We start from the raw sequence: 25,771 nt of genomic DNA on the forward strand, positions 1-25,771 counted from the left end.
TTCTGGCATCTCGAGCGCTGTAGGAGAGGGTTCCGAAGTGATCTGGTCCCTTGAGAACGGTGGCCGCCCTGCAGTGGCGCTGAGCCGGCGAGTGGGCGGGGAGAGGCCCGGACCGTCCTGTCCGCCGTCCGGTGGACAGGACGAGTCCGGCTTCAGCAGTGGTTCGGATGCTGCTCGTGGTGCTTCAGGGAGCGATGGCCATGGCGAAGACGTGGATGCCGCCCTGCCCCGGCAGCACCACCAGATCCACCGTCTTGCCCGCCTGGAGCGGCACGGAATGGGCGAAGACGCTGTACGTGACGCCCGCGTTGCCGTACCCGTCCTGCCGGTTGCGGCCGTTCGACGCGGCTATCTGGGTCGCGCCGTGGTCGGTGACGTTCTGGAACGACCAGTTGGGGAAGCCGAAGCTGCCGGCGCTGCTCGTGCCGTCGGTGTAGAAGACCCGGGCGGTGCCCACCGCGTTGTTGCCGACCCCCGAGCCGAGGAAGACCAGCCTACTGCCGGATCCTCTGAGGGAGATCGCCTGGCCGCCGCTGGACACGTTGTCCTTGGCCCCCGGCGGGACGTCCGGCCAGGTCAGCTCGGCGCCGAGAGCGGCGACGGACGCGCCCGGGCTCAGGCCCACGTCGGCGAGCTTCTGGGCGGAGAAGCTGTTGCCGCCGCCGTCGAAGTCGCCTGGCGCGGTGTTCGATTCATCGGTGACGCCGACGTTGTTGTACGCCGCCGCGAGAGTGGGCAGCGGCTCGCCACGTCGCTCCGTGCGAGTGACGGTGGCGCGGGCGAGGCCGTCGCCGCCCTCGTACAGCGCGGTCGCGGTGAAGTTGAGCAGTTGGAAGCCGGAGGCCGGTGCCGGGACCAGCAGTTCGAAGGTCACGGTTGCCTGGGAGTTCGGGGCGATGCCGCCCTTGACGGTCAGCACCTCCGGCTCCACCACCCAGCCGACCGGCCCGGAGAAGCTCACCCGCACGTCACGCAGTCGCTTGGGGGCGGTGTTGCGGACGGTGACGGTGACGGTGGTGACGGCCGGTCCGTCGAGGTCGAGGGGAGAGATGGTGACTTCGGTCTGCGCGTCGGCGGCGCGGGCGGCACCCGCGAGGACGGTCGCGGGCAGCAGCACGGCCCCCGCTCCGGCCACGGCGAAGGATCTTCGGGACAGGGCGGCGCGGGATGGCTCTATCGGCATGAGCGTTTCCTCTCCTCCAAGGAGACTGGTTGATGGGGCGAGTGGGCGAGCCCTGCTCAGGGCACGGAGGGCATGTCCGACTCGCGCGTGTCGAGACCGAGACGGATGTTCACCCAGGAGCCGCGGGTGAAGTCAGGCACCTGGACCGGACGCCCCTTGTTCTCCAGTGACATCACGCTGAGCGGCACCGGTGAGCACCACACCGCGGCGTCGTACACGTCCATGTCCGGCACCAGGCCGGCACGCATGCACTGGACCGTGCGCCACTGCAGCACGTAGTCCATGCCGCCGTGCCCGCCGTTGTTCGCGGCGTCGTCGCCGATCTTCTTCCAGAGCCAGTGGTCGTACTCGTCCCGCATCGCCTTGAAGTCCCGCCAGGAATGGCCGCCGTGGTCGGGCTCGACGTAGACCCGGCCACCGGTCGGAGCCGGACCGGCGTAGTCCTCGAAGATGCCCCGGCTGCCGGCGATCGTGTTGATCCTGCTGTAGGGCCGAGGCGAGCTGACGTCGTGCTCGGCCCGGATGATGCGGCCGTCGGCGGTGTCGATCAAGCAGGTGACGAGATCGCCGTTGACGTACGTCTCCTTCCACGCCGGGTGGCCCTCGGGCACGAACCGGGCTCGGTAGTCGGCCAGTCCCTTGGGCTCGGTGGCCGTGGCGCGCAGGGTGACCATCCGGTCCCCGCGGTTGATGTCCATCGCGGCTGCGATGGGGGCCAGACCGTGCATCGGGTAGAAGGAGGCGGTCGAGCGCGTGTGCCACAGCCGCCGCCAGGAGTCGGTGTAGTACGTGGTGGAGAACAGCAGTTCCCGCAGGTCGTGAAGGTAGCCACCGTGGCCGTTGGTGATGTCGCCGAACACGCCGTCATGTGCCATACGCAGCATGGCCAGTTCATTGCGGCCGTAGGAGACGTTCTCCGAGAGCAACAGATGCCGACGGGTCCGCTCCGAGGTGTTGACCAGATCCCACAGCTCGTCCAGCTCGGTGGCGATGGGCAACTCGACCAGCACGTGCTTGCCGGCGAGCATCGCGGCCTTGCCCTGCTCGTAGTGGAACTCCCAGGGGGTGGCGATGTAGACGAGGTCGATGTCGTCGCGCTTGAGCATCTCCTTGTACGCATCCGGCGAACCGCCGAACTCCAGGGGCCGCGGCTTGCCGTCCGCCTCCAGCCGATCGGCCTTGGCCTTCGCGCGGGGGGCCCGCACGTCGCAGACTGCGCGCACCACGCATCCGGGCACGGCGGCCCACCCGTCGGCCATCCCGCTTCCGCGGTTGCCGATTCCTATCACCCCGACCCGCACGGTCGGATAGGCGTCGAAGGGCTGCTTCACCATCGAGGTCTGCCCGGTGGGCCGACCGGGCGTCCCGGCCGTTCCGGCCGTTTCGGCGGCCCTCGCGGTGCCCGCAGTCCCCAGTGCGGCCATGGCTCCAGTGGCCGCTGCTCCGCCCAGTACTGCCCGTCTTGATACTCCAGATGTTTCCTGCATGCGTTGCTCCCCGGCTTGGACATCGCTGGTGCCCAAGAATCTCCCGGAGGCAGAACAGCATGTCAAGATGTGCGCGAAAGCTGCTTCTTTCAAGCAACTTCAAGCAAAGCGTGCGGCGTTACCGTCCTCAGTTCAGACGGGCGGTGTGATGCGAAGGCCCTGGATTCCGGCGTCACGCGCGACGCCGGAGGCGAAAGGTACCCGCTGCTGTGTCCACGCTGACGGGACAGCGCCTGGGCCGCCCCAGGCCACCACCGCGCCCCGCCCCTGCCGTCAACGACCTCCGGGTGCGCACGCGCGTGTCCGCGCACGTGCGCCGCCCGATGCCGGTACTCCGCGCCAGCCGCCCACACCGGGCCTGTCGGCGCGCGCGGTCACCGGAAGCGCCCGGCCTTGCGGAGCGCCAGGGCACTCCGCAAGGCCCGGCCGCGCCTCCTAGGCCCCTGGGGACCGCAGCCAGGGGCACAGTCGTTCGAGTTGCCCGCCGGCTGGTCAGCGCCCGTATGCGGCGTAGCGCTGCTGCACCTGTGCGGGCGTCAGCGCCTCGTCCCAGGTGACGAGTTCGTCGAGGTCACCGCGGAGGCTGGCGTTGGGCGTGCCGATGGAGCGCAGCGGGAGGGGGATCGAGGCGTTCACGGCACCGACGGGTTCACCGTCGGCGTAGAGCGTGGTGCGGTCCGGCTCCGCCACCCAGGTCAGGTGGACCCAGCGGTTCAATGGCACGGTGTAGCCGAAGCTGTGGTCGGCGTCGCCGAAGCGGGTGAAGCCCACCTTGCCGCTGCCGTATTGCTGCAGCTTCAGGGCGCCGGTGCGGGAGCTGAGCAGCACCTGGTCGCTCGTGGTCGCGGTGAGTTTGACCCATGCGGAGGCGGTCCAGGGCGCTGCGACGTCGGTGCCGCCGAAGCCCACCCCGTCCCGGTTGTGGTCGAAGCGGAACGCCTGGCCGCGTACCCCGTCCTCGACGAGGGTGGGGTTGTTGATGATGTACGTGGTGCCGGGAAGGTCGCCGGCGAGGTCTTCGGCCATGATCGTGTTGGGCGGGCGGCTGGCGTAGGTCCAGCCGGCCGGGTACGAGGCGGCGTCGAACGTCCAGTGGTGGCTGGGGCGTCCGTCGTCCGTCCGGGGCGGCTGCGGCGCGGTGGTGACGCCGGGCGGGTCACCGAGCGCGGCCGTCCGGGCCTGGAATCCGGCGAGCGTGTCGGGGACGGCGGAGCCGTTCCAGGCCCGGTCCGCGAGGAGCGCCCGGGGCGCGGCCATGACCTGCTCGAAGTACCGGTCCTCGGCCCAGAAGTTGTAGTCGGCCCAGTTCATCAGGCCGGAGCCGAGCATGTCGTCCGCGGTGTTCGGCACCCACCGCTCGTACATCCACCGCTCGTCGGGGTAGAGGTTGTGGTAGTTGTTCGGCGTCACATAGAAGGGGCCGATGGCGATCTCGTCGTGCCCCGGAATGACCGGGTCGGTGCCGGTCCCCTCCCAGGTGAGGAAGACCACGGGGGAGTGGACCTGCTGCTGCGGCGCTGCCAGGTGCTCGGTGCCGTTGTAGATGGCGGTCCGCTTGCCGTGGGCGGTCACCACGTCGTCGAGGGTGTTGATGTAGCGGTTGAGCATATCTCCGAGGGTGCTGACGTCCGGGTCCTCGGCGAGGTGGCGCTTCACCCGCGGGCACTCGGCGAGCTGCCCGGGCAGTTCATCGGCGCCGATGCTGAACAGCGGGGCGTCGAACCAGCCGGTGAACTCGGCTACGAGCCTCTTCGTCACGTCGACCGCGTCCCGGTCGGTGATGTCGATGATCCAGTCGGGGGTGAGGTGGGAGTGGGTGTGCGCGCCCGTGCACGGGTTCGCGCCCGAGCCGAAGCCGATTCCGAACGCCTCGCTGATCACGGTCGCGTGGCCCGGCACGTCGATGCCCGGCATGATCTGGACGTGCTGCCGGGCGGCCAGTGCCTTCAGCCGCTCGATGTCGGCGCGGCTGTAGCTGTGCTCGCGTTCGGCGAGTCCGGGGAACTTCGGGCTGTAGAGGCGGAACCCCTCGGAATCCGACAGTTGCAGGAAGAGGGTGTTGAGCTTCATGTCACCCATGCGCCGGATGAGGTTCTCCAGGTAGTCCATCTCCCAGTACTTGCGACCGGCGTCGAGCTGGACCATGCGCACCTGCTGCGTGGGCACGTCGGTGCTGCGGGCGCGCGGCACGGCGCGGTGTGACGAGTCGGCGCGCAGCGTCTGCAGCAGGGTGCGGGTGCCGTAGAACAGACCGTGGGTGGAGGCCGCTTCGATGCTGATCGCGCTTGAGCTGTCCAGGCGGTATCCCTCGGCGCCGAGTTCGGCATCGTCGGTGAGCCGGAGGTGGATGTCGCCGGGCCGGGGCTTCATGGGCCCGCTGCTGATCGCGAGCCGCAGCCCGGTGACCGACCGGATGTCGGCCTGCAACTGCTCGGCCAGGCCCTGTCCGGTCTGCCGGGCAGGGCCTGGCAGCTCCTGGCGGCCGGCCTCGGTCGTCGTACGGGCACGGGAGCCGGGATCGAGCAGGATGCGCGAGCGGGAGGTCAGGTCGACGGTGCCGCCGAGGTCCTCCCACTGTGCCGGCCGGGGTATCACCGGCGGCGGGCCGCCGTCGGCGAGCGGGTCGGGAGCGGGAGCGGCCGCCGCCGGCGCAAGGAGGGAGCCGAAGAGCGCAACAAGGACCGCTATCAGAACTGGTAGCGAACGACGCATAGTTGCAATCACCCCATCTGACGTGGATGTTGGTGAGGAATGCACCCGGACGATTGCCAAGGTGCCGAGCGGTGGGAAGAAGAATCCGGTCTCGGCCCGCCGTCTGCCTTATTTCACGGATCCGGCTGTGAGTCCGGAGACGACGTGTCGTTCGATGAAGGCGAAGAGGACGATGACGGGGATGATGGCGACGACGGAGGCGGCGAAGAGGTAGTTCCATTCGACGGTGTAGTTGCCGATGAAGTTGTTGATGCCGACGGTGAGCGGTTGTTTCTCTGGTTCGGTCATCAGGGTCAGGCCCATGACGAACTCGTTCCAGGTGGAGATGAACGTGAAGATGAGGGCGGTGACCACGCCGGGCATGGCCAGTGGCAGCGTTACCCGGAACAGTGCGCCGAAGCGTCCGGTGCCGTCGACCATCGCGGCTTCCTCCAGTTCGGCGGGGATGGAGGAGATGTAGGCGGTGAGGATCCAGATGGCGAAGGCGAGGTTGAAGGCGCCGTTGGCCAGGATGAGGGTCCAGGTGGAGTTGAGCATGTCGAGCTGGTGGAACTCGCGGTAGAGGCCGATGAGCAGCGCGGTGGGCTGGAACATCTGGGTGACGAGGACGAGCAGCAGGAATGCTTTGCGGCCGCGGTAGCGGACCCGGGCGGTGTAGTAGGCGGCCGGCAGTGAGACGAGCAGTACGAGGAGGGTGGCGCCGCCTGCGATGAGGAGGGTGACCTGGAGGTTGTCGCCGAGGGTGGATTCCTTCCAGACGTCGACGAGGTTGTGCCACTCGAAGGAGGTGGGCAGGTAGGTGCGGTCGCGGAGTTCGTCCGCGGGCCGCAGCGCGGTGATGATCATCTCCAGGTAGGGGGCGATGAAGATGACGGCCAGCATCCAGGCGCTTGCGGCGATGACCAGGGTGCGCGGGCCGTACTTCCGGCGCTTGACGCTGCCGCTGCTGGTGCTGGTGCTGGTGTTGGTGTTTTTGCCGCGGGTTTGCTGGGGGATGGGGCCGTTTCCGGGTGTGTGTGAGGGCGCGGAGAGGGTCATGCGTCCTCCTTGTTCCAGCGGCTGACCTTGAGGAAGATCAGGACGAGTACGACGACCATGGCGAAGTTGACGACGGACATCGCGGCGGACTCGCCGATGTCGGTGTCTTTCAACTGGTACATGAACACCGTGGTCGTGGCGGTGTCGCTGCCGGGTCCGCCTTTGGTCATGGCCCAGATGACGGGGAAGGAGTTGAAGACGTTGATGAGGTTGATGACGAAGCCGACGAGGAACGCGGGCCGCAGCAGGGGTACGGTCACCCGCCAGTAGGTCTGGCGGGAGTTGGCGCCGTCGATGCGGGCGGCCTCGTACACCTCGTGGGGGATGGTCTGCAGCCCGGCGAGGAGGGTGTAGGTGGTGAACGGCAGTGAGACGAACACGGCGACGAACATCATCCACGGCCAGGCGGTCGCGGGATCGCCCAGCCAGTCCTTGGGGCCGTCTGTCAGGCCGATGTCGGTCATCAGGGTGTTCAGGACGCCGGCGGTCTGGTCGAGCATCCAGCGGAAGCCGATCGCGGTCATCAGCACGGAGGCGGCCCACGGGGCGATGAGCGCCCAGCGGGTGACGGTGCGGCCGGGGAAGGGCTTGTTGAACAACTGGGCCAGGCCCAGGGAGAGGAGCATGGTCACGCCGACGACGGCGATCGTCCATACCACTGTCATGGTCAGCACGCTGCCGAAGCCGGACTCGTCGAAGAGCTGGCGGTACTTCTCGGTGCCGGCCGAGCCGCGGACGAAACCGCTGATGCTGACGTTGAGGAACGAGGTGCGGATCAGTTCGTAGATGGGCCACAGCACCACCACGACGATCAGCAGGACGGCGGGGGCAATCCAGGGCAGCGGACCGAGCCGGGCCAGACCGCCGCCGCGACGGCGGCGGCGCTGCGGCCCGGTCTTCCGCCCGCCGGGCCCGGGACCGGCAGCGGCCGCGGGCTCCTTGACCGTGACGGGCACGGGGAAACTCCTTGCGAGTACGGCGGCTGAGGGGACCGCACGGGGGGCTACGGGAGGGGGGAACACCCCAGGCGACAACGCCCCGGGGGGTGGGCCGCCGCGCGGCTTACTGCGCGGCGGCCCGGCCCCGGAAACGGTCACCCAGAGCGCATCACCTGTGCGGGGTCACTCGCCCATGTCGGCGGCGGTGTCCTCGGCCTTCTGCTGCAACTCGCCCAGTACCTTGCCCGGGTCGTCGGAGACGGCCTTGCCGCCCGACTTCTTGATCTCCGCGGACACCACGTCCCAGCTCGTGCTGCCCAGCGGGTAGAACTGCGCGGCCGGCAGCACCTCGAAGAACGGCTCCAGGTCCTTGTGCTTCCCGTTCGACTGCATCTCCTCCAGGGTGTCCGTGGTCACCGGCATGAGGTTGTACATCTCGTCGAACTTCAGCGTGTTCTCCATGGAGTACGCAAAGTCCAGGAACTTCCTGATCTCCTCCTGCTTCCCGCCGTCCTTGAACGCCATCATCCAGTCCGCCACACCCAGGGTGGAATCCAGCGGGCCGTCCTTGCCGGGGATCGGCGCCACCTCGTAGTCGACACCGCCGTCCTTCGCCATCTGGATCAGCGTCGGGTGCCCGTTGAGCATCCCCACCTTCCCCGCCGCGAAGTCGGCGAACGCCGTCTTCCGGTCCGTGGTGGCCGGGTTCTCATACGTCAGACCCGGGTCGACCAGGTTCTCCTTCAGCCACTCGAACGTCTCCACGTTCTGCGCACTGTCGATGGAGTAGTTGCCCTCGGCATTGGTGTAACCGCCACCGTTGCCGATCTCCCAGATCATCGACTCACCCTGGGTCTCCTCCGGACCCAGCGGCAGCGCATACGGGATCTCCGCGGCCTTCTCCGCCTTGATCTTCTCCGCCGCCGCCGCGACATCGTCCCAGCTCTGCGGAACCTCCACACCGGCCTTGCCCAGGACTTCCTTGTTGTAGAACATCAACCGCGCCGAGGACACGAACGGGATGCCGTACTGCGTACCATCGACCTCGCCCGCCTTCGCGAACGACTCGATCAGATTCGACTTCGTCTTCGGCGAGAGCACCTCATCCGCCTCATACAGCAGATCATCAGCGACCTTGTCCGCATACCCACCGGTCTGCAGAATGTCCGGAACGTTCCCGCCCTGGATCATCGTCTTGACCTTGGTGTCGATGTCATTCCAGTTGATCACCTGAACATCGACCTTGATGTCCTCGTTCTTCGCCTCGAAACGCTTGACGACATCGTCCCAGTACACCTTGGACGCATTCGACGCCTTATCCCCGTAATCGGCAGCCACCAGCTTGATGGTGGTCGCCCCGCCATCACCGTCGCCGCCGCCCCCGTCGTCACCGCAAGCTGTGAGGCCCAGCGCACCGACAGCGCAGACCGAGAGGATCCTGATCGTGCTCTTGCGCATCTCTGACGCCACCTTCGTGGGAACACTTTCGCGTGGATGCTTGAAGTTGATCGAATCTGGCGCTCTCAGAGCAGTATCGCGCATCCTGTTTGGCGTGAGTATGCATCCACAGATGTCCCTCGTCCAGACGTCACCCCCGAACTGTGACGTGACGGGCCGACGGCGGCCCAGGGGAAGGGGCCACGTTGCGTGATCGTGCACTTGCGCACAGGGCTACGATGCTCGGCGGACTTCGCGAGAAGGGACGGTGGGATGTCCAAGCACGACCGGTGGAGCACGCTGTTGCAGCACCTGGCCGAGAACGGCCGGCTCGAGGTGGAGGAGGCGGCGTCGGTCCTGGAGGTGTCGGCGGCGACGATCCGCCGGGACCTCGACGAGCTGGCTGAGCAGCAGTTGCTCGTGCGTACGCGGGGCGGAGCCATCGCCCATGGAGTGTCTTACGAACTGCCCCTCCGCTACCGGTCCGTCCACAACGCCGCGGAGAAGCGCCGCATCGCGGAGGCGGTCGCCGGTCAGATCGGCCAGGGGATTGTGGTCGGCATCAACGGTGGTACGACCACGACCGAGGTGGCACGCGCACTGATCATCCGGGCAGCAGGAGACGGCGCCGAGCAGGTTGCGGGGACGCCGGCGCCCAGCGTGACCCTGGTGACGAATGCCCTGAACATCGCGAGCGAAGCGGCGGTCCGGCCGCAGATCAAGTTGGTGCTGACCGGCGGCGTCGCGCGTCCCCAGACATACGAGCTCGTCGGCCCACTGGCCAGCGGCGTCATGAGCGACGTGGCGCTGGATGTCGCGATCCTCGGCGTCGACGGTGTGGACTCCCGTCTGGGACTGATGACCCATCACGAGGAAGAGGCGAGCATCAGCCGCCTGTTCGCCGAACGCGCCCACCGGGTGATCGTGGCTGCCGACTCCTCGAAGCTGGGGCGGCGGGCGTTCGCGAGGATCTGCGGCCTGGAGGGTATCGACGTCCTGGTGACCGACTCGGCCGCCTCCGGCGAAATGATCGCTCGCCTCACCGACGCCGGGATCGAAGTGATCAGCGTGTGAGACAGCGGCGTGGTCACAGCGGATCGAGCCGTGCCCCACGCCTCCGACTTCGCAACCGGTCGGCTAGCGCCGCGGCTGGCGGGGCCAGTTCCGGGTGGTCAGCACCAGCAGGTATCCGTCGGGGTCCTGGACCGTCACGCCCCAGGTGTCCCAGTACGGATTGTGAGCGGGTACCCGTTTGCCACCGTGCAGTTCAAGCCGTTCCACGAGGCTGTCGGGCACCGGTTCGCCGAGGTAGATCACCAGCAGGTCCTCAACGGTGGGTCGCGGATCGACGGGGGCGGCGGGGTCGTGGACGAGTTCGAGGTGCCAGGCGGCTTCGGGCCAGCCGACCATGAGGAGTGAATGCTGGCCGGGAGTGCCGTCCGCCGTGTGCCGGTACTGGATGTCGAGACCGAGACCGGAGGTCCAGAAACGTTCCGCCGCCTCAAGGTCGCGCGACGGGCGGGCGATGCGTACGTGAGCTGTTGCGTCAGCCGGCAAAGCACTGCCTCCTGATCGACGTGACACCGCCGGGACCCGGCGGTGTCACGGAGCCTAGGTGCCAGGGGACCGTCCGCCCATCGGGCGTTGGTCCTGGTCCTTGCGGACACGTCCTACGGGGCCGGTTGCCAGCCGAACGACACGCCGGCGTCCCATCCGCCTTCGCCCTGAGCTGACCCCCGCCGACCCCACGGCCGGCGCCAGCAAGACCTGTTCGTCGCGGACCGGACCGCCGAGCAGCTCGTAGACGGGGCCGCCCGTGCAGTTCGCCCAGCAGGTCGCACAGGGCGAGGTCCACCCCGCTGATGGCGTTGAGCGTCAGGTACTCGCGGCCGTAGAAGAGGGTGGCGCGAATGAAGTATTTCCCTGCACAGGACCCGGGGATGCGAGGTCGTAGCCCCTGTCGGCCCGAGTGGGGTGCGTCTTCAGAGAGTGATGAAACCATTCAACGGCCCGGTACATGACTCCACCGCACGCCGGCCGCGCCCGCGGCGGGCGTCGCGGTCGAGGCGCGGACGATCAGTTCGGTGTCGAGGACGTGCTGCCGGTGCCGGTGCCGCGGGTCGGTCGCCTCGGCGATGAGCAGTTCGTTGCCGAGGCGCCCCAGTTCGCGCATCGGCTGCCGGACGGTGGTGAGGGGGACCGGCGCGTGGAGTGCGTCGGAGATGTCGTCGAAGCCGACGACGGAGACATCGCCGGGGACCGACAGTCCGCGGGACGTCAGCTCGTTGATCAGGCCGAGGGCGATGACGTCGGCGGCGGCGAACGCCGCCGTGACCGGCAGCCGTTCGCCGACGATACGCGCTGCCGCTTCCCGGCCGGTGCGGTGGCCGTCTATGTGCGGCGACTCCAGGTGGACCAGCGTCGCTCCGGGGTCCAGGCCGGCGCGCCGGCACGCCTGCTGGGCTCCCTTGAGCCGGTCGCTGAACTGCGGCACGGACAGCCCGGAGGAGACGAAGGCGATGCGCCGGTGGCCCAGGTCCAGCAGATGACTCACGGCCTGGTCGCCGCCCTGGACCGAGTCGACCGTGACGCTGCAGAAGCCCCGGTGCTGGCGTTCGAGGAGCACCACCGCCATGCCGCGCTCCCGTAGCGAGACGAGCCGGCGGCGGTCGGAGGCGACCGGGGAGATCAGTGCACCCAGCACCCGCTGCTCCTCCAGCACCTGCAGGTACTGGCGTTCCTTGTGGGAGTCGGAGTCGGAGTTGCACAGGATGACCAGGCGGCCCGCTGCGTTCGCTGCGTCCTCGGCGCCCCGGGTGACCTCGGTGAAGAACGGGTTGGCAACGTCGACGACGACCAAGCCGATCGTACGGGCGGCGCTGCGGCCCGCGCGCGTGGTGGCCGCGCCCACGTTCCGCACGTAGCCCAGCTCCTGGATCGCGGCCTCGATGCGCCGCCGCTTGTCGGGTGTGACCCTGTCGGGCGCGTTGAGCAGGTTGCTCACCGTCCCCACAGCCACCCCGGCGGCTCGTGCGACATCCCTGATCGTCACCCGGCCCGGCGCCGGAGGGGTCTTCTCAGCGTGCACGCGTCACTCAACCTCGTTTCTCACCGGGGCCGTGCGCAAACCCTTGACGGCCCATACCCGGCTCTCTACGGTAACGGCATTGAATCGTTCCAAAATTTACACCCCACTTCACCTGCAGCGAAGGGGACTCTACATGCCTGAAAACACGAGTCGTCGCCGTCTGGGCGGGCTCACGGTCGTAGTGTCCGTGGCCCTCGTGCTGACCGCGTGCGGTGTGGAGGACGGCTCCGGCGAGATGGTCGAGGGCGGCAAGGGCTCGTACACCGCGGCCGAGGTGGCCGAGGCGACGGGGACCTACAAGGTCCGGTCGCTGTACGCGGTGCCCAAGACACACGAGAGGTACCGGCTGGCGTTCATCAACCCCTCCACCAGCTTCCCGTTCTTCGCGAGCTGGTCGCAGGGGATGAAGGCCGCGGCGGAGTTCTACGGCGTGGACCTGATGGAGGCCGACCTCGCCTTCAAGTACGACCAGGCGCAGTCGAAGTACGACGACCTTGCCGTCAAGCAACCGGACCTCGTCGGCGGCGGAGGCAGCAGCCTGAACGCCCCGACGGTCGCGGCCGCCAACCGCGACGAGACCCCGGTCCTGCTCATCGACGGCGCGATGAAGGGCGCCACGGACTTCGGGATCAATGACCGGCAGGTCGGCGAACTCGCCGTCGAGCAGCTCACCGGCCCGGTCAAGGAGAAGCAGAAGAGCGCCTGGAAGGGCAGGAAGCTGATCGTCGCCGGCATCAGTGCGGGGAACTGCCCGCCGTGCGACGCCCGCGTCAACGCCGCATTCGCCAAGGCGCAGGCGGAGTGGGGCGTCTCCAAGTCCGACACCTTCCGCCTGGTGCCGCCCGGCACCGACCCGACCGCGGCGGCGCAGGACACCTTTACCGACTTCCTCACCGCACACCCCGACGACGTGGTCGCCGTCGTCAGCTACGGGGACGAGCCCGTGGTGGGGGCGCTGAACGCGGCCAAGTCAGGCCGGCGCGACCAGGACGTCCTTGCGGTGGCCAACGGCGGCGACACGGCCGCTCGGCACGCGCTGCGCGACCGGGCGAACCAGGACATGTTGATCGGCGCCATCGACTACCAGCCCTACGCCGAGGGCTGGAACTGGGTCGAGGCCGCGATCGCCACACTGCGCGCAGAAGACTTCGCCGAGTACCAGGTCAACCGCGTGCTGACGGCCGACAACGTCGACAAGTACTACCCGGACGACGCCGGCGCGAAGTAGCCGCCGGTGCGCGGATCCCGAAGGGACACCGATGACCACGACACACAAGACCGCGGGCCTCGCGCCCCCCGGCCCCGGGGACGGGGGCGGCGCGGGGACCGCGGCCGAAACCGCAGTGCGCCGCCGCTCCTTGGCCGACCTGGCGCTGGACCTCGGGATCTACCTGGCGCTGCTCGCCCTGGTGATCTACTTCTCGGTGAACTCCGAGTTCTTCCTCACCGAGCGGAACCTGCTGAACATCGGCCAGGCGATCGCCGTCACCGGCATTCTCGCCGCGGGCATGACCGTCGCCCTGATAGCCGGTCAGCTCGATCTGACGATCGGCGCGACGCAGGGACTCACCTCGGTGATGACCGCGACTGCCCTGCAGAACTGGGGGCTGGGCATCTGGGCCTCCCTCGCCGTGGGTCTCCTCGTGGGCCTCGCCGTCGGCGCTGTCAACGCCACCCTCGTGGTCGGGGTCGGCATCAATTCGATCATCGCCACCCTCGCGGTGAGCATCGCCGTCTACGGTCTGTCGCTGCAGATCACCGACGGGGAGAACGTGGTGGTCACCGACACCACCCTGCAGGACGCGGTCAACTCCCGCCCGCTCGGACTCCCCGCCCCCCTCATCGTCATGATCGTGCTGTACGCGGTGCTGTACGTGGTCCTGAGCTACACGCGGTTCGGCTACCACGTCTACGCCACCGGGGGGAACGAGATCGCGGCCCAGCGCACAGGCATCCGGGTGCGTCCGCTCTACGTCGCGGTGCTCGTCCTGTGTGCGGTCCTGGCCGGCATCACCGGCATCATCAGTACCGGGCGCGCCGGTTCGGGCGGGCCGGCGTTCGGCCAGGGAGCGGAGTTCGACGTCCTGGCGGCGGTGCTCCTGGGCGGCATCGGCCTGGGCGGAGGCGCCGGCCGTATCCAGCGCACGCTCGCCGGTGTGCTGCTGATCGGCGTACTCAACAACGGCCTCACCCTGCTCGACGTCGACTCCTACACCCAGAAACTCGTCCGGGGGCTGGTGTTCGTGCTTGCCGTCGTGCTCGGTGCGATCGCGGAGAGGAGGAGCCGCCGATGACCACCGCAGCCGGACAGTCCACCACGGTGTTGCGTACCAGCGACCTCAGTAAGAGCTTCGGCCACGTCAGCGCCCTCAAGGGGGTCTCGTTCGATCTCAAGAAGGGCGAGGTACTGGCTGTCGTCGGAGACAACGGTGCCGGCAAGTCGACACTGATCAAGCTCCTCTCGGGCGCCTACGATCCCGATCCCGGGGGCTCGATCGAAGTGGACGGTGCCAAGCGGCGTTTCAAAGGCCCGCTCGATGCATCCGAGGCCGGGATCGCCACCGTCTACCAGGATCTGGCTCTGGTGGACACCCGGGACGTCGCGTCGAACCTGTTCCTGGGGCGAGAGCCCCGCCGCGGCCCCTTCGTCGACCGCAAGACGATGATCGCCAGGTCGGAGGAGGTTCTGCGCGACTTCACCTTCCGGCTTCCCAGCGTCCGCGTCCCGGTGAGCCTGCTCTCGGGCGGCCAGCGCCAGACGGTCGCCATCGCCCGCGTGCTGCTTCAGGGTGCCCACATCGTGATCATGGACGAGCCGACGGCAGCCCTCGGCGTACAGGAATCCGAGCGAGTGCTCACGCTGATCCGGGATCTGCGTGACCGGGGGACGAGCGTCATCGTCGTCAGCCACAACCTCCAGCAGGTGTGGAAGACCGCAGACCGGATCATGGTGCTCCGACTGGGGGAGGTCGCCGGCATCCGGCACACCGCCGACTCCTCGGTCGACGAAGTCGTCCGTCTCATCGTCCACGGGGGAGAAACCGTTGCGGACTGACCTGCTTGCCTACTACTTCCCGCAGTACCACGCCGACCCGCGCAACGATGTCCTCGTCCACCGGGGTTGGACGGAGTGGGAGGTGCTCCGGGCGGCCGAGCCGCACTTCCCCGGCCACCACTGGCCGCGCAGCCCTCTGTGGGGTGCCGCCGACGAGGCGGACCCGGCCGTCGGCCGCCGCAAGGTCGAGGCGGCGCGAGCCGCCGGGCTCGACGGCTTCGTTCTCGACTGGTACTGGTTTGACGACGGGCCGTACCTGAACCGGTTTCTGGACGAGGCGCTGGTGCCTGCGCTGGACGACGGCGACTTCCGCTTCGCCCTCATGTGGGCCAACCACCCCTGGCATGACCTGTACCCGGCGACCGCACCTGCCGCGAACAGCGGCCCGGCGACCTGGTTCCACGCCCCTACCAGCACGTACGCCTTCGAGCGAGCCACCCAGCACGTCCTGGACCACTACCTGACGCACCCCGCGTACTGGCGCATCGACGGCCGGCCCTATTTCTCGATCTACGACCTCCCCGACCTGCTTCAGGCCCAGGGCGGCGTGGCGGCCACCCGCGGGCTGCTGGACAGCTTCCGGATCCGGGCCGCCGACGCCGGGGTGGACGTTCACCTGAACCTGGTCTCCACGCGGTTCGTCGACGACCGCCTGGACGTGCTCTCCGCGCTCGGTGCCGACAGCACCACCCACTACACGTGGTGGCACCACGACGACCACGGCTTCGACCGCTTCCCCGTCGCCCCGTACGCGCATGTCGCGGCCAAGGCGTCGAAGTCGTGGCCGCACTACCTGGGCCAGGAGACGGTGCCGTATCTGCCCAACGTCACGGTGGGGTGGGACCCGAGCCCGCGCACCGAACGCTGGGACCATGACCGGGACCGCGGCTACCCGTACACGGGTATCACCGCGGACCGTTCCCCGGAGGTCTTCGGCACGGCGCTGCGCGAGGCCATCGAGGTCGCCGAGCGCGCCGGAGCTCCGGCGGTGCTGATCAACGCGTGGAACGAGTGGACCGAGGACAGCTACCTCGAACCCGACGACCGCTTCGGCACCGCCTACCTGGACACCCTCTCCCGGATCACGCGTGAACGCCGGCCCCGGTCCGCGTCCCGCGCCTGAGCAAGCCCCGACACCCCGTGCCGTACCGGTAGGGGAATGCACCGCCCAGAATGAATCGATTCAAGAAGGGTGGAACGTATGTTGTCCCGCTGGCGACTTTCCGCTGCTGCCCTCATGGCGGCAACGGCGTCCGCCGCGCTGCTGACGGGCTTCGACACCGAAGCCCCGGCCGCGGCCAGAGGCCCGAGACTGAGCGCCGAGACCTGGCGGCCCGTCGAAATCCCCCTGCACAGTGCCGTCGACTACGCGGACCCGTACCGCGACGTGAACCTGACCGCCACCTTCACCGGGCCGGGCGGGCGTCGGCTGACCATGCCCGGCTTCTGGGACGGGGGCGACACCTGGCGGATCCGGTTCTCCCCACCCTCCCCGGGGCGCTGGACCTACACCACCAGCACCGACAGCCCGGACAGCGGGCTGGACAGGCACCGCGGAACCATCGACGCCAAGGCGTACCGGGGTGATCTTCCGATCTACCGCCACGGCTTCCTCAAGACCAGCGCGAACAACCGCTATATGACCTACGCGGACGGCACCCCGTTCTTCTGGCTCGGCGACAACCAGCAGAGCAGCCTCGTCAGCCAGACCAGGTACAGCGAGTCCAACGACCCCCGGTTCACCTCGCAGTTCAAGGGGATCGTCGACACCCGCGACAAGCAGGGTTTCAACGTCATCTGGAACGAGACCTTCGCCAATCACGACGGCACCGCGAACGAAGGAGGACCCGCCTGGACCGACAGCACCTTCCAGACCCTCAACCCCACGTTCTGGGACGACGTCGACCGGCGGATCGAGTACATCGCCGACAAGGGCATCGTCGACGCCCTCGCCATGGGAGTAGGCAGCAGCCTGACCGAGGCCACCAAGGACCAACTGCCCGAGTACAAGCGCCTGGCGCGTTACATGGTGGCCCGCTACGCGGCCTACCCCATGGTCTGGCTGACGGCGCAGGAGTTCGACAACCCCGCCAACTGCGCCCAGTGCTGGGAGCAGGTCGCCGAGGTCTTCGCCGAGACCGATCCGTACCGGCAGCCTGCGTCGCTGCACAACTACCCGATCTACGCCGGCGGCGGTGTCCAGCCCCGTGACCGGTCCTGGTACGGACTCGTCACGCTGCAAGAGGGGCACAACAGGGTCGACGGCGTCGCCGACTACTGGCTGAAGCAGTACCGGCAGACGCCGACCCGCCCCGTCGTCGAGGCCGAGGCGAACTACGAGGGCATCGACGTGTACTGGGACAACCACGCGATCGTGCAGAACTGGCAGACCCGCGAAAGCGCGTGGAAAGCGCGGGTCGGCGGAGCCGCCGGCAACAACTACGGTGCCGCCGGCGTCTGGTGGACGTGCTGGACCGCCCAGGACGCCAACGAGAACTGCCAGAACTACGGCAGCACTCCGTGGGACGAGGGGCTCGCGCTGCCCGGCGCCGCCCAGATGGGCCATCTGAGGTCCTTCTTCACCGCACTCCCGTGGTGGCGGCTTGCCCCGGCCCCGACCGCCGTCACCTGGGCGGGCACCGCGCCCACCGATACGCAACTCGCCTTCGCGTCCACGACCCCCGACCGCTCGACGACCGTTGTGTACTACCCGCACCGCCTCGACGGAGGCGAGCCCTACACCGGAACCCTCACGGGCCTGACGCCCGGCACCTACACCCTGAAGTGGTTCGACCCGCGGACCGGCCGGTACACACCCGCCGGCTCTGCCGGCATCACCGATGCCCGGGGCACCGCGCACCTCCCGCCCGGGCCCACGGCTGCCGACGACTGGGCGTTGCTCGTCACCCGGTCGGCCCGGTAGCCGGGCGACGGCAAGGCCCTCCGCATCGCCGGCTCGGAGGAACCCACGGGCCCTCCGGGAGCGGCGCTCATCCTTCCACCCCTGGTTGCCGGGTGCGTGCCCTGACGCGGCCCCGGCCGAACCGGAGCGCAGACCGCAGGGCCGGTCAGCGCCAAGATCACTCACCTCACCCGCCGAAGGAGACCCCGCGCATGCCCGCACTCACCCCCGGTCCGTCGCACCCGGCGCGCCGCACCGTCCTGGGCGCCCTCGTCGCCACGGCAGCCGTCCCCGGCCTCGGCGCCCTGCCTGCCGGCGCCGCAGCAGCCACACCCTCGACGCGGCGACCTGTCGCGGCAGGTACGAAGGTGCTGGCGCCCAGCGGCGCCTGGTGCTGGTTCGGTGACCCCCGGGCCGTGCACCACCGCGGCACATACCGGCGCACCTACGTCGGCTACATCACCGCCGCCGGCGACATCAACGTCACCCAGTACGACCACGACACCGGTCGCTCCACCACCTCGACGCTGATCAGCGGCTTTCAGATCGACGACCACAACAACCCGTCCCTCGTCATCCGCTACGGCCGCGTCGTCGTGTTCTTCTCCGGCCACGGCGGCGACAAGATGTACTACCGGCGCTCCGTCGCCGTCGAAGACATCGGCCAGGGCTGGGAACCGCTGAAGACGGTGCCGACGAACATCGCGGGCGGCTGGGGCTACACGTATCCCAACCCGATCGAGCTTGCCGCCGAAGGGAAAAAGCTCTACTTGTTCTGGCGAGGCGGCAACGCCAACCCGACCTACTCCACCACCACCGGCGGCGACCTCTGGACCCCGGCCCAGAGCCTGATCGACGTGCCCGGCCAGCGCCCCTACGTCAAGATCGCCTCCAACGACACCGACACCATCCACTTCGCGTTCACGGACGGGCACCCCCGTAACGTCGACACCGGCATCTACTACATGTACTACCGGAACGGATCCCTCTTCCGCGCGGATGGAAGCCGTATCGGGCCGCTCGGCACGCCGGTCACCCCCGACCAGACCACCTGCGTCTACGACTTCGCCTCCGGCGGGGGCAAAGCCTGGATCCACGACATCGCCGACGACGGCGACGGCCGGCCGGTGCTGACCTACGCGGTCTTCCCCACCGACACCGACCACCGCTACCACTACGCGCGCTTCGACGGCAGTGCGTTCACCGACCACGAGCTCACCGCGGCCGGCGACAGCATCAGCGAAGACACGAGCGAGCCCAACTACTCCGGCGGCATCACTCTCGACCACGACGACCCGTCCGTCGTGCTGCTGTCCCGGGAGATCGGCACGGTCCACGAGATCGAACGCTGGACCACACCCGACCACGGCGCCACCTGGCACAAGAAGGCCATCACCGCAGCCTCGGGCGAACCGCAGGTACGCCCGATCTCCCCCCGCGGCCTGCCCTCGGGAGAGCCGCTCGGCGTGCTGTGGATGGCCGGCCGCTACCCCAGCTACACCACCTACCAAACCCGCATCATGGCCACCACCTGACGGGACCACTCACCGACGGCAGTCTCCACACGAGGGCGGCCGTTCACGTGATTCAAGGGGGAGTCGGCGCGAGTGTCACGGGAGCGGTTGCCCGTGACCACGGTCAAGCCTTGCCGGTGTCTCACCAGCGGCGAAGGCGGGATTCAGAGTGCAGGGGATTGGCGGAGGTGAACCATGTCTGTTGGCGAGTCAGCCTCGAGTCCGGACGACAGGCCGAGGCGGCGGCATGTGCTCAAGACAGCGGCGGCGGTTTCCGGTGGGGCCGCCCTCGGCTTGACAGGGGTTCCTGCCGGGGCGGCTGCCCGGCGGGAGGAGGAGGGGGCTGAACCCACTCTGGTGGGAGCGATCCGGTGGGATGCCTGGGTCGGCCGGGGGCTGCAGGTCGGCAGCACTGTGAATCGGACACTGTCTCCGGAGAAGTACCATTTCCGGCTCCCGTATTACGCCAGTATCACGGACGCCGGCCGAGTCCTCGTGAACCAAGGCTTCGATACGGAAGCAACAGGGGCCGCCCCGTCCGGGTGGGCCGTATCGTCGCCGGCCGGCACTGCCGTATCAGTGGTGGATGGGCCGGATCGTGCAGGAAAGAGCGTGCGCCTGCACGATGCTTCCGGGGCCTCGATGTCCGGGATGGACCGCACATTCCCTGCTCAGAGCCGGGCCGTCACCGTGCAGTGGGAATGGAAGGAGTCGACGGCCGGCCGGTGGTCCCGGGCGTTGCTGCGCGACGGATCGAAGGCGGTCATCGACATCGCCACCCGCATCGACGCCGGCGCCAAACAGCTCGCGCTGCGCGGCCCCAACGATACGTGGAGCGTCATTCAGACCGTAGCGGACGACACCTGGTACGCGGCAAAGGTGATCGTCGACCTTGCTCCGCCCGGGGGAGCCGCACCGTGGGTGGACGTCTTCGTCGACGGGGTGCGCAGGGTGCACCACGCACCGTTGACCACGGCCTCAGGGAATCTGGACACCGTCACCTTCCGCACCAACGAGAGCCTCACCGCCGACCTGTACGTCGATAACGTCGGTGTCGAAGTGACCGAATCGGTGAACTGCGACGCGAACAGTCAGGGCGTCATGGACCAGGAGATCCGCTACGCCCGTGATGCGGGGATCGACTACTGGGCCTTCGTCTACTACCCACAGGAGCCGCTGGCGCGAGGAAGAAAACTCTACTTGTCCAGCGCGCACAAGAACGAGGTGAAGTGGTGCGCGATCCTGGACAGCAACTTCACAGCCGCGTTCGATGCGAATCTCGGCGAACTGGTCTCCCGGTTCGGGGAGTCGAACTATCAGCGGGTGCTGGGGGGACGCCCCCTCCTCTACTTCTTCTCCGACGCCGACGCTGACCGGGTCGCCAGGGTGCGGGCTGCCGCGGCCGCGGCAGGGCTGCCCGATCCATACATCGTGGTGATGGCGTGGACCGCGCAGGATGCGGCGGCCGTCAAGGCCGCGGTCGGGGCGGATGCGGTGAGCCGGTACGCGACCGGGGGGAGGTCCGGCGTGGCGTATGCGGCCCTGGCCGGCTCCGAGGCCACCTTGTGGTCGCAGTACGCAGCCGCGGCCGGTCAGGTCGTCCCCACGGTGTCGACGGGCTGGGACAAGCGGCCTCGCTACGACTATCCCGTCTCCTGGGAGCCCGACTACACGGACTTCAAGGAGAATTGGGCTCAGCAGGCGACCCCCGAGGAGATCGCGGACCATCTGAGCGACGCCATCACGTGGAGGGCTGCGCGCCCGGCGAACAACCCGGCCAATACCGTACTCGTCTACGCCTGGAACGAGTTCGACGAAGGCGGCTGGATCTGCCCGACGCTGCATGAACTGCGGGACGCGCGCAGGCCGCTGCGCCTCGATGCCATCGCCGCCGTTCCCCGAACCGGCTAGCAATTCTCACTGGCCCGGCCGGGGGTGAGAGGACAATCCCCGTCGGCGGACGCCAGTGGGGGAGGCGGGCCGGAACCGAACCGAGTCGGCGCTGGGCGGCTCCGGCCCGCTGTCCCATCCACGGAGCGCCGCAGCCTGGGCGTTGAGTGAGGATACGGAGTCCGGGATACATTGAAGCCGGCCGGCGGGCTGGGCCAGGCCAGTGCATCCGCATTGGCCTGCGATTATGCAGTTCGCATGCCGTTATCGTCGCGGAATGCGGATTCGTATCGTCGACGCCTTCACCGACCGCCCGTTCTCGGGCAACCCTGCAGGCGTCGTACTCCTCGACGCCTTCCCGGATGATGACTGGCTGCAGAACGTCGCGCGGGAGGTCAACCACGCCGAGACGGCCTTCGCGCACCCGCTTCCCGAGGACGGCGACGCGGATTGGGCACTGCGGTGGTTCACACCCGCCGCCGAGGTGTCTCTGTGTGGCCATGCCACCTTGGCAACGGCCCATGTGCTCGCCGCCACGGGCACGACCCGCGGCCCGGTCCGGTTCGCGACCCGTGGCGGGATCCTGGTGGCGGCACCGAACGAGGACGGCACGATCACCCTGGACTTCCCGACCGCGCCGCTGGCCGAGGAGCCGGTGCCGGCCGAACTCGCCGAGGCTCTGAGGGCGCAGGTGCTGTCCGTTTACGACACGGGCGAGGACATGGGCGACCTTCTGGTCGAGTTGCGTGACGAGAAGACCGTGCTGGCCCTGGACCCCGACCACCGTGCCCTGATCGCGTGCTCCGAGCGGGGCATCGTCGCCACCGCCCGCGCCGAGGACCCCGCACGCGGATACGACTTCGTGAGCCGCTGCTTCTTCCCCCGCATCGGCATCGACGAGGACCCGGTGACCGGCAGCGCGCACACCGCGCTCGCCCCGTTCTGGGGCCCGCGGCTGGGTCGTACCGACCTGACGGGCTGGCAGGCATCGCCGCGCTCCGGCTTGGTCCGCGTCGGGCTGCGCGGTGCACGTACCCTGCTCACAGGCCGCGCCGTCACGGTCATCGAGGGCGAACTCCGCGCGTAACCGCTGGCCGGAGTGCCTGGCCTCACTCCTTGACCGCTCCGGCGTTGGCCCCGCGGATGAAGTGGCGCTGGAAGAAGAAGAACAGCACCGCCACCGGCACGGTCGACAGCACCGCCGCGGCGAGCTTCAGCGGGAACTGGCTGCCGCCGCCGAGGCCGCCGGAGACGAACCTCGCCAGGCCCGTCGTCAACGTCTCGTACTGCTCGGACTGCGTGGCCACCAGGAAGTGGGTGAACTCGTTCCAGGAGCCCTGGAAGGACAGGATCGTCAGCGTGATCAGCGCGGGCCTCGCCATGGGCAGCACCACCGACCAGAACGTGCGCAGCACCCCCGCCCCGTCGATCCGCGCCGCTTCCTCCAGCTCGCGCGGCACGGTCTCGAAGAACTGCTTCATGATGAAGATCCCGGCCGCGTCCACCAGCAGCGGCACCACCATCCCGGAGTAGGTGTCGAACATGCCGAAGCTGTTGAGCACCAGGAACCTGGGAATCAGCAGCACGACCCCGGGCACCGCCATCACCGCCAGGACGAAGCCGGCGAGCACCGCCCGGCCGGGGAACCGCAGCCGCGCCAGCGCGTATCCGGCCATCGAGTCGAACAGCACCCGCCCCGCCGTTATCAGCACGGTGACGAGCGCGGAGTTGGCCAGCCAGCGCGGGAACGGCACGCTGTCCGCTTCCCCGCCCAGGCCGAACAGCCGCTCGTACGTGATCGTCGTCGGCGTCGACGGCCACAGCGCCAGCGGGTCGGCGGCCGCGTCCGCCTCGGTCTTGAAACTGTTCGAGATCTGCAGCAGGAAGGGCAGCAGGTACAGCAGCGCCAGACCCGCGACCAGCGCGTAGCCGAACAGCCGCGCGGGCCGCGGGAACCGGGGCAGGACCGGCCGCTCGTCCCGGGCGTCGCCGGTGGGGCGCCGCCGGCCGAGCGCGCGGGCGCCGAGATGCAGGCGACGTACGGACCTGCCGTGAGCCGTGCCCTCCCCGGCCATGGTGCGGCCGTCTTCCGCGGCGCGAGACGTGGTGTCGGTGGCAGTCATGCGCGGCTCCTCTCCGAGGTGCCCCGCCGTCCCCGATTCCTGAGCCGGTCCCGCCCGGGGCCGCGCTCCCGCAGCAGCCAGCGCTGCAGCAGGACGAGCGTCAGGATGATCGCGAAGAGGAGGAAGGCGACCGCCGCGCCCTGCCCGAAGTCGGCGCTGTCGAAGGCCGAGCTGTACGACAGGAAGGCCGGCGTCAGCGTGGTGTTGGCGGGGGAGCCCTGCCCCATGACGTAGACCATGTCGAAGACCTGCCAACTGCCGATCATCGCCAGGGTGAGCACCAGGAACACCACGGGGCGGATCGACGGAAGGATCACGTGCCACAACATCCGGCGACGGCCCACGCCGTCGAGCGCCGCGGCCTCCTCCAGCTCGCGCGGGATGTTCTGCAGGGCGGCCAGGAAGATCAGCATGAAGGTGCCGGAGGTGGTCCAGGTCGCCATCAGCACCAGGGTGAGCAGCGCCACCGAGGGCCCGGCGAGCCACTCGGTCAGCGGCAGCCCGAGGAAGTCGTGCGCCGCCAGGGACGCGCTGGGTTGGTCGGGGTCGACGAGGCCGAGCCCGCCGAGCAGCACCCAGGTCACGCCGCGCGGGTCGTTCAGCCAGTTCGGTCCCTCGACGCCGACCCAGGAGAGCAGGCTGTTGACCGCCCCGCTGCCCTGGAAGAGGAAGAGGAACACGGTGGCGACGGCGATCGAGCTGGTGACGGACGGGAAGTAGAACGTGGTGCGTGCCAGCCCGCGGCCCTTCAGCAGCCGCTGGTTGACGACCAGCGCGAGAAGCAGACCTGCCGAAGTGGCGAGCGGCACGGCCAGCAGGACGTAGTACGCGTTGTTCCGCAGCGAGGTCGCGAACAGCGTGCGGTCCAGGCCGTCCTGTGTGAGTAGCGCCCGGTAGTTGTCCAGGCCGACGAAGTCCGCCTCGCCGCCGGTGAAGGGGTTGGACTGGCCGTTCCAGTCGAGCAGCGATACCCATATCGCCATGAACACGGGCAGTGCCAGGAACAGCCCGAGGACAACCGCCATGGGGCTGACGAACAGCCAGCCCCAAAGACGCTCGCGGCCGTGGACGGTGCCCCTGCGCCTCACTTCGTGCTCTCTTCTATCACCGGCTCTCCGTTGCGCTGCACGTCGGCGAGGATCGTCGCCGGGTCCGCGCCCTTCAGCCCGAGCAGCTCGCTGTTGAGCTGGGCGAGCACCTTGTCCATGCCCTGGACGGTCACCGGCCCCTGCATGCCCTCGCCGGCAGGGGTCCAGGGCTCGCGGTCGGGGTGGTCGCCGAAGTACGTCTCCGCCGCGCTCTCCCGGGCGGGGATGGCACCGAAGCCCTCGCCCATGGCGGCCTGTTGCTCCGGCGCGGTGAGGTGCCGTACGAGATCCACGGCGGCGGCGCGGTGCGTGCTGTCCTGTGCGATGCCCCAGCAGGTGCTGAAGGCGAGGTCACCGCTGCCCGCGGGGCCGTCGGGGAGTTCGGCGAGCCGGTAGTCGGTGTCCGGGAAGTCGTGCTCCATCTGGCCGGCGAACCAACTGCCCTCGATGGTCATGGCGGCCTTGCCCTGGCCGAATGCCTCACCGGCGTTCAGCGCGTCGACGTCCTTGGCGTACTTCCACCAGCCGTCCTGCAACCCGCGCTTGACGAATCCGAGGGCCTCGGCGTTCTCCGGGGAGTCGGCCGTCATCTCCGTCTGCTCGACGTCGGTGATCCATCCGCCCGCCTGCTTCATGAACGCGCCGAGGCGCTGGTACTCCTCGCTGGTCACCAGTCCGGTGACGTCGCCGCGGGTGAGCTTCTTCGCCACGCTCTCCAACTCGGCCCAGCTCGTGGGGTAGTCCGCCTCGGTGAGCCCGGCCGCCTTCCACAGCTTCGGGTTCACGGCCAGGGCCAGGGAGCTGGCGTCCTTGGGCACGCAGGTCAGATCGCCGTCGTACGAGAACGACTGCCGCAGCGCCTCGGGGAAGTCCTCGACGTTCTCGACCTTGTCGCCGTACGGGAAGAGGGAGCCGCCGGCGGCGTAGTTGGCGAACTGGTCGGAGGCGACGTAGAAGGCGTCGGGCGGGTTGCCTCCGGCGAAGGCTTGGCCGAGCTGCTGGTTCATGTCCTTCGCCGCCTGTACGCGGACCTCGTTGCCGGAGGACTTCTCGTAGCCGGCGACGGCCTCCTCCACGGCGTTCGTCTCGGCCGCGCCGGAGGAGGCGATGAGCACGGTGAGCTCTTGCTTTCCGCCGGTGTCCTGCTCGGTGTCGTCGTCTCCGAAGCCGGAGGAACAACCGGTGGCGACGAGGAGGCTGAGGCCGCCGGCGAGGGCGACCAGAGAGGTGCGGTTCTTCATCGGAGAGTCCTTCGGGTTGCGGCTCGGGAAGCGGGGAGGGGTGCGGTGCGCCGATGCGGTGCGGGGGAGGTACGC

Annotated in this window: 20 protein-coding genes; 9 read left to right on the forward strand and 11 right to left on the reverse strand. The window is 68.8% G+C overall.

Features of this window, described 5'->3' with window-relative positions; all coding sequences use genetic code 11:
• Positions 1-184 precede the first annotated feature (184 nt).
• The 6 genes from CXR04_RS34345 to CXR04_RS34370 all read right to left on the reverse strand — a co-directional run bounded on the left by CXR04_RS34345 (position 185) and on the right by CXR04_RS34370 (position 8,816).
• Positions 185-1,117 (reverse strand): NEW3 domain-containing protein, encoded by a 933-nt coding sequence (locus CXR04_RS34345; RefSeq protein ID WP_101426077.1) that lies wholly within the window; start codon positions 1,115-1,117, stop codon positions 185-187.
• Positions 1,118-1,239: 122 nt separating this feature from the next.
• Positions 1,240-2,670 carry a Gfo/Idh/MocA family protein gene (locus CXR04_RS34350; protein WP_101426078.1) on the reverse strand — a complete coding sequence of 477 codons (1,431 nt, stop codon included), beginning with the start codon at positions 2,668-2,670 and terminating at the stop codon, positions 1,240-1,242.
• A 492-nt stretch (positions 2,671-3,162) separates the two neighbouring features.
• Positions 3,163-5,382, reverse strand: a complete 2,220-nt coding sequence (locus CXR04_RS34355; RefSeq protein ID WP_234380651.1) for a family 20 glycosylhydrolase — start codon at positions 5,380-5,382, stop codon at positions 3,163-3,165.
• A 108-nt stretch (positions 5,383-5,490) separates the two neighbouring features.
• Positions 5,491-6,420: a carbohydrate ABC transporter permease gene (locus CXR04_RS34360; RefSeq protein WP_199850587.1), complete on the reverse strand. Its 930-nt coding sequence runs from the start codon at positions 6,418-6,420 to the stop codon at positions 5,491-5,493.
• The gene (locus CXR04_RS34365; RefSeq protein WP_101424710.1) at positions 6,417-7,376 is read right to left on the reverse strand and encodes a carbohydrate ABC transporter permease; all 960 of its coding nucleotides are present in this window, start codon (positions 7,374-7,376) and stop codon (positions 6,417-6,419) included. Before CXR04_RS34365 ends, CXR04_RS34360 begins: the two co-directional genes overlap by 4 nt.
• 165 nt (positions 7,377-7,541) lie before the next feature.
• Entirely contained in the window at positions 7,542-8,816 is a 1,275-nt protein-coding gene (locus tag CXR04_RS34370) for an ABC transporter substrate-binding protein (RefSeq protein ID WP_101426080.1), read from the reverse strand.
• A gap of 252 nt (positions 8,817-9,068) precedes the next feature.
• Between CXR04_RS34370 and CXR04_RS34375 the strand changes: the two genes are divergently transcribed.
• Positions 9,069-9,869, forward strand: a complete 801-nt coding sequence (locus CXR04_RS34375; RefSeq protein ID WP_101426081.1) for a DeoR/GlpR family DNA-binding transcription regulator — start codon at positions 9,069-9,071, stop codon at positions 9,867-9,869.
• Between the two features lie 63 nt (positions 9,870-9,932).
• Here the strand turns inward: CXR04_RS34375 and CXR04_RS34380 are convergent, their stop codons facing one another.
• Both CXR04_RS34380 and CXR04_RS34390 read right to left on the reverse strand, forming a co-directional pair.
• Complete coding sequence (locus tag CXR04_RS34380) at positions 9,933-10,352, reverse strand: VOC family protein (protein ID WP_101426082.1); 420 nt, start codon at positions 10,350-10,352, stop codon at positions 9,933-9,935.
• 445 nt (positions 10,353-10,797) lie between these two features.
• Positions 10,798-11,883: a LacI family DNA-binding transcriptional regulator gene (locus CXR04_RS34390; protein ID WP_199850588.1), complete on the reverse strand. Its 1,086-nt coding sequence runs from the start codon at positions 11,881-11,883 to the stop codon at positions 10,798-10,800.
• A 133-nt stretch (positions 11,884-12,016) separates the two neighbouring features.
• Here CXR04_RS34390 and CXR04_RS34395 point away from each other — a divergent pair, with 133 nt between their 5' ends.
• From CXR04_RS34395 to CXR04_RS34430, 8 genes are all read left to right on the forward strand, one after another.
• Positions 12,017-13,111, forward strand: a complete 1,095-nt coding sequence (locus tag CXR04_RS34395) for a sugar ABC transporter substrate-binding protein (protein WP_159072429.1) — start codon at positions 12,017-12,019, stop codon at positions 13,109-13,111.
• Between the two features lie 31 nt (positions 13,112-13,142).
• A complete protein-coding gene (locus CXR04_RS34400) occupies positions 13,143-14,177 on the forward strand; it encodes an ABC transporter permease (protein WP_101426084.1) in 1,035 nt (344 codons plus the stop codon).
• Entirely contained in the window at positions 14,174-14,938 is a 765-nt protein-coding gene (locus tag CXR04_RS34405) for an ATP-binding cassette domain-containing protein (protein WP_101426085.1), read from the forward strand. The genes CXR04_RS34400 and CXR04_RS34405 overlap by 4 nt, the downstream gene beginning before the upstream one ends.
• Positions 14,928-16,061 (forward strand): glycoside hydrolase family 99-like domain-containing protein, encoded by a 1,134-nt coding sequence (locus CXR04_RS34410; protein ID WP_101426086.1) that lies wholly within the window; start codon positions 14,928-14,930, stop codon positions 16,059-16,061. The genes CXR04_RS34405 and CXR04_RS34410 overlap by 11 nt, the downstream gene beginning before the upstream one ends.
• Before the next feature lie 114 nt (positions 16,062-16,175).
• Positions 16,176-17,861 (forward strand): apiosidase-like domain-containing protein, encoded by a 1,686-nt coding sequence (locus tag CXR04_RS34415; protein WP_159072430.1) that lies wholly within the window; start codon positions 16,176-16,178, stop codon positions 17,859-17,861.
• Positions 17,862-18,052: 191 nt separating this feature from the next.
• Entirely contained in the window at positions 18,053-19,375 is a 1,323-nt protein-coding gene (locus CXR04_RS34420; protein ID WP_101426088.1) for a BNR-4 repeat-containing protein, read from the forward strand.
• Positions 19,376-19,966: 591 nt separating this feature from the next.
• Positions 19,967-21,265, forward strand: a complete 1,299-nt coding sequence (locus CXR04_RS34425) for a hypothetical protein (RefSeq protein WP_101426089.1) — start codon at positions 19,967-19,969, stop codon at positions 21,263-21,265.
• 256 nt (positions 21,266-21,521) lie between these two features.
• Complete coding sequence (locus CXR04_RS34430; RefSeq protein ID WP_101426090.1) at positions 21,522-22,331, forward strand: PhzF family phenazine biosynthesis protein; 810 nt, start codon at positions 21,522-21,524, stop codon at positions 22,329-22,331.
• Positions 22,332-22,353: 22 nt separating this feature from the next.
• Here CXR04_RS34430 and CXR04_RS34435 read toward each other — a convergent pair whose 3' ends face one another.
• Genes CXR04_RS34435 through CXR04_RS34445 form a run of 3 tightly spaced genes read right to left on the reverse strand, consistent with a single transcriptional unit; the run spans position 22,354 to position 25,696 of the window.
• The gene (locus CXR04_RS34435) at positions 22,354-23,367 is read right to left on the reverse strand and encodes a carbohydrate ABC transporter permease (RefSeq protein ID WP_234380652.1); all 1,014 of its coding nucleotides are present in this window, start codon (positions 23,365-23,367) and stop codon (positions 22,354-22,356) included.
• Positions 23,364-24,455, reverse strand: coding sequence for a carbohydrate ABC transporter permease (locus CXR04_RS34440; RefSeq protein ID WP_234380653.1), 1,092 nt, complete (start codon positions 24,453-24,455; stop codon positions 23,364-23,366). The genes CXR04_RS34435 and CXR04_RS34440 overlap by 4 nt, the downstream gene beginning before the upstream one ends.
• Positions 24,452-25,696, reverse strand: a complete 1,245-nt coding sequence (locus tag CXR04_RS34445) for a sugar ABC transporter substrate-binding protein (protein ID WP_101426091.1) — start codon at positions 25,694-25,696, stop codon at positions 24,452-24,454. The genes CXR04_RS34440 and CXR04_RS34445 overlap by 4 nt, the downstream gene beginning before the upstream one ends.
• Positions 25,697-25,771: the final 75 nt, after the last annotated feature.

Source organism: Streptomyces sp. CMB-StM0423, from assembly GCF_002847285.1.
GTDB lineage: Bacteria > Actinomycetota > Actinomycetes > Streptomycetales > Streptomycetaceae > Streptomyces.

What these genes read in the sequence shown, in the direction of transcription:
- CXR04_RS34435 (WP_234380652.1), bottom strand. Translation starts at nt 23,367, where the DNA reads ATGACTGCCACCGACACCACGTCTCGCGCCGCGGAAGACGGCCGCACC.
- CXR04_RS34430 (WP_101426090.1), top strand. Translation starts at nt 21,522, where the DNA reads ATGCGGATTCGTATCGTCGACGCCTTCACCGACCGCCCGTTCTCGGGC.
- CXR04_RS34360 (WP_199850587.1), bottom strand. Translation starts at nt 6,420, where the DNA reads ATGACCCTCTCCGCGCCCTCACACACACCCGGAAACGGCCCCATCCCC.
- CXR04_RS34415 (WP_159072430.1), top strand. Translation starts at nt 16,176, where the DNA reads ATGGCGGCAACGGCGTCCGCCGCGCTGCTGACGGGCTTCGACACCGAA.
- CXR04_RS34350 (WP_101426078.1), bottom strand. Translation starts at nt 2,670, where the DNA reads ATGCAGGAAACATCTGGAGTATCAAGACGGGCAGTACTGGGCGGAGCA.
- CXR04_RS34375 (WP_101426081.1), top strand. Translation starts at nt 9,069, where the DNA reads ATGTCCAAGCACGACCGGTGGAGCACGCTGTTGCAGCACCTGGCCGAG.
- CXR04_RS34400 (WP_101426084.1), top strand. Translation starts at nt 13,143, where the DNA reads ATGACCACGACACACAAGACCGCGGGCCTCGCGCCCCCCGGCCCCGGG.
- CXR04_RS34445 (WP_101426091.1), bottom strand. Translation starts at nt 25,696, where the DNA reads ATGAAGAACCGCACCTCTCTGGTCGCCCTCGCCGGCGGCCTCAGCCTC.
- CXR04_RS34370 (WP_101426080.1), bottom strand. Translation starts at nt 8,816, where the DNA reads ATGCGCAAGAGCACGATCAGGATCCTCTCGGTCTGCGCTGTCGGTGCG.
- CXR04_RS34395 (WP_159072429.1), top strand. Translation starts at nt 12,017, where the DNA reads ATGCCTGAAAACACGAGTCGTCGCCGTCTGGGCGGGCTCACGGTCGTA.
- CXR04_RS34355 (WP_234380651.1), bottom strand. Translation starts at nt 5,382, where the DNA reads ATGCGTCGTTCGCTACCAGTTCTGATAGCGGTCCTTGTTGCGCTCTTC.
- CXR04_RS34405 (WP_101426085.1), top strand. Translation starts at nt 14,174, where the DNA reads ATGACCACCGCAGCCGGACAGTCCACCACGGTGTTGCGTACCAGCGAC.
- CXR04_RS34420 (WP_101426088.1), top strand. Translation starts at nt 18,053, where the DNA reads ATGCCCGCACTCACCCCCGGTCCGTCGCACCCGGCGCGCCGCACCGTC.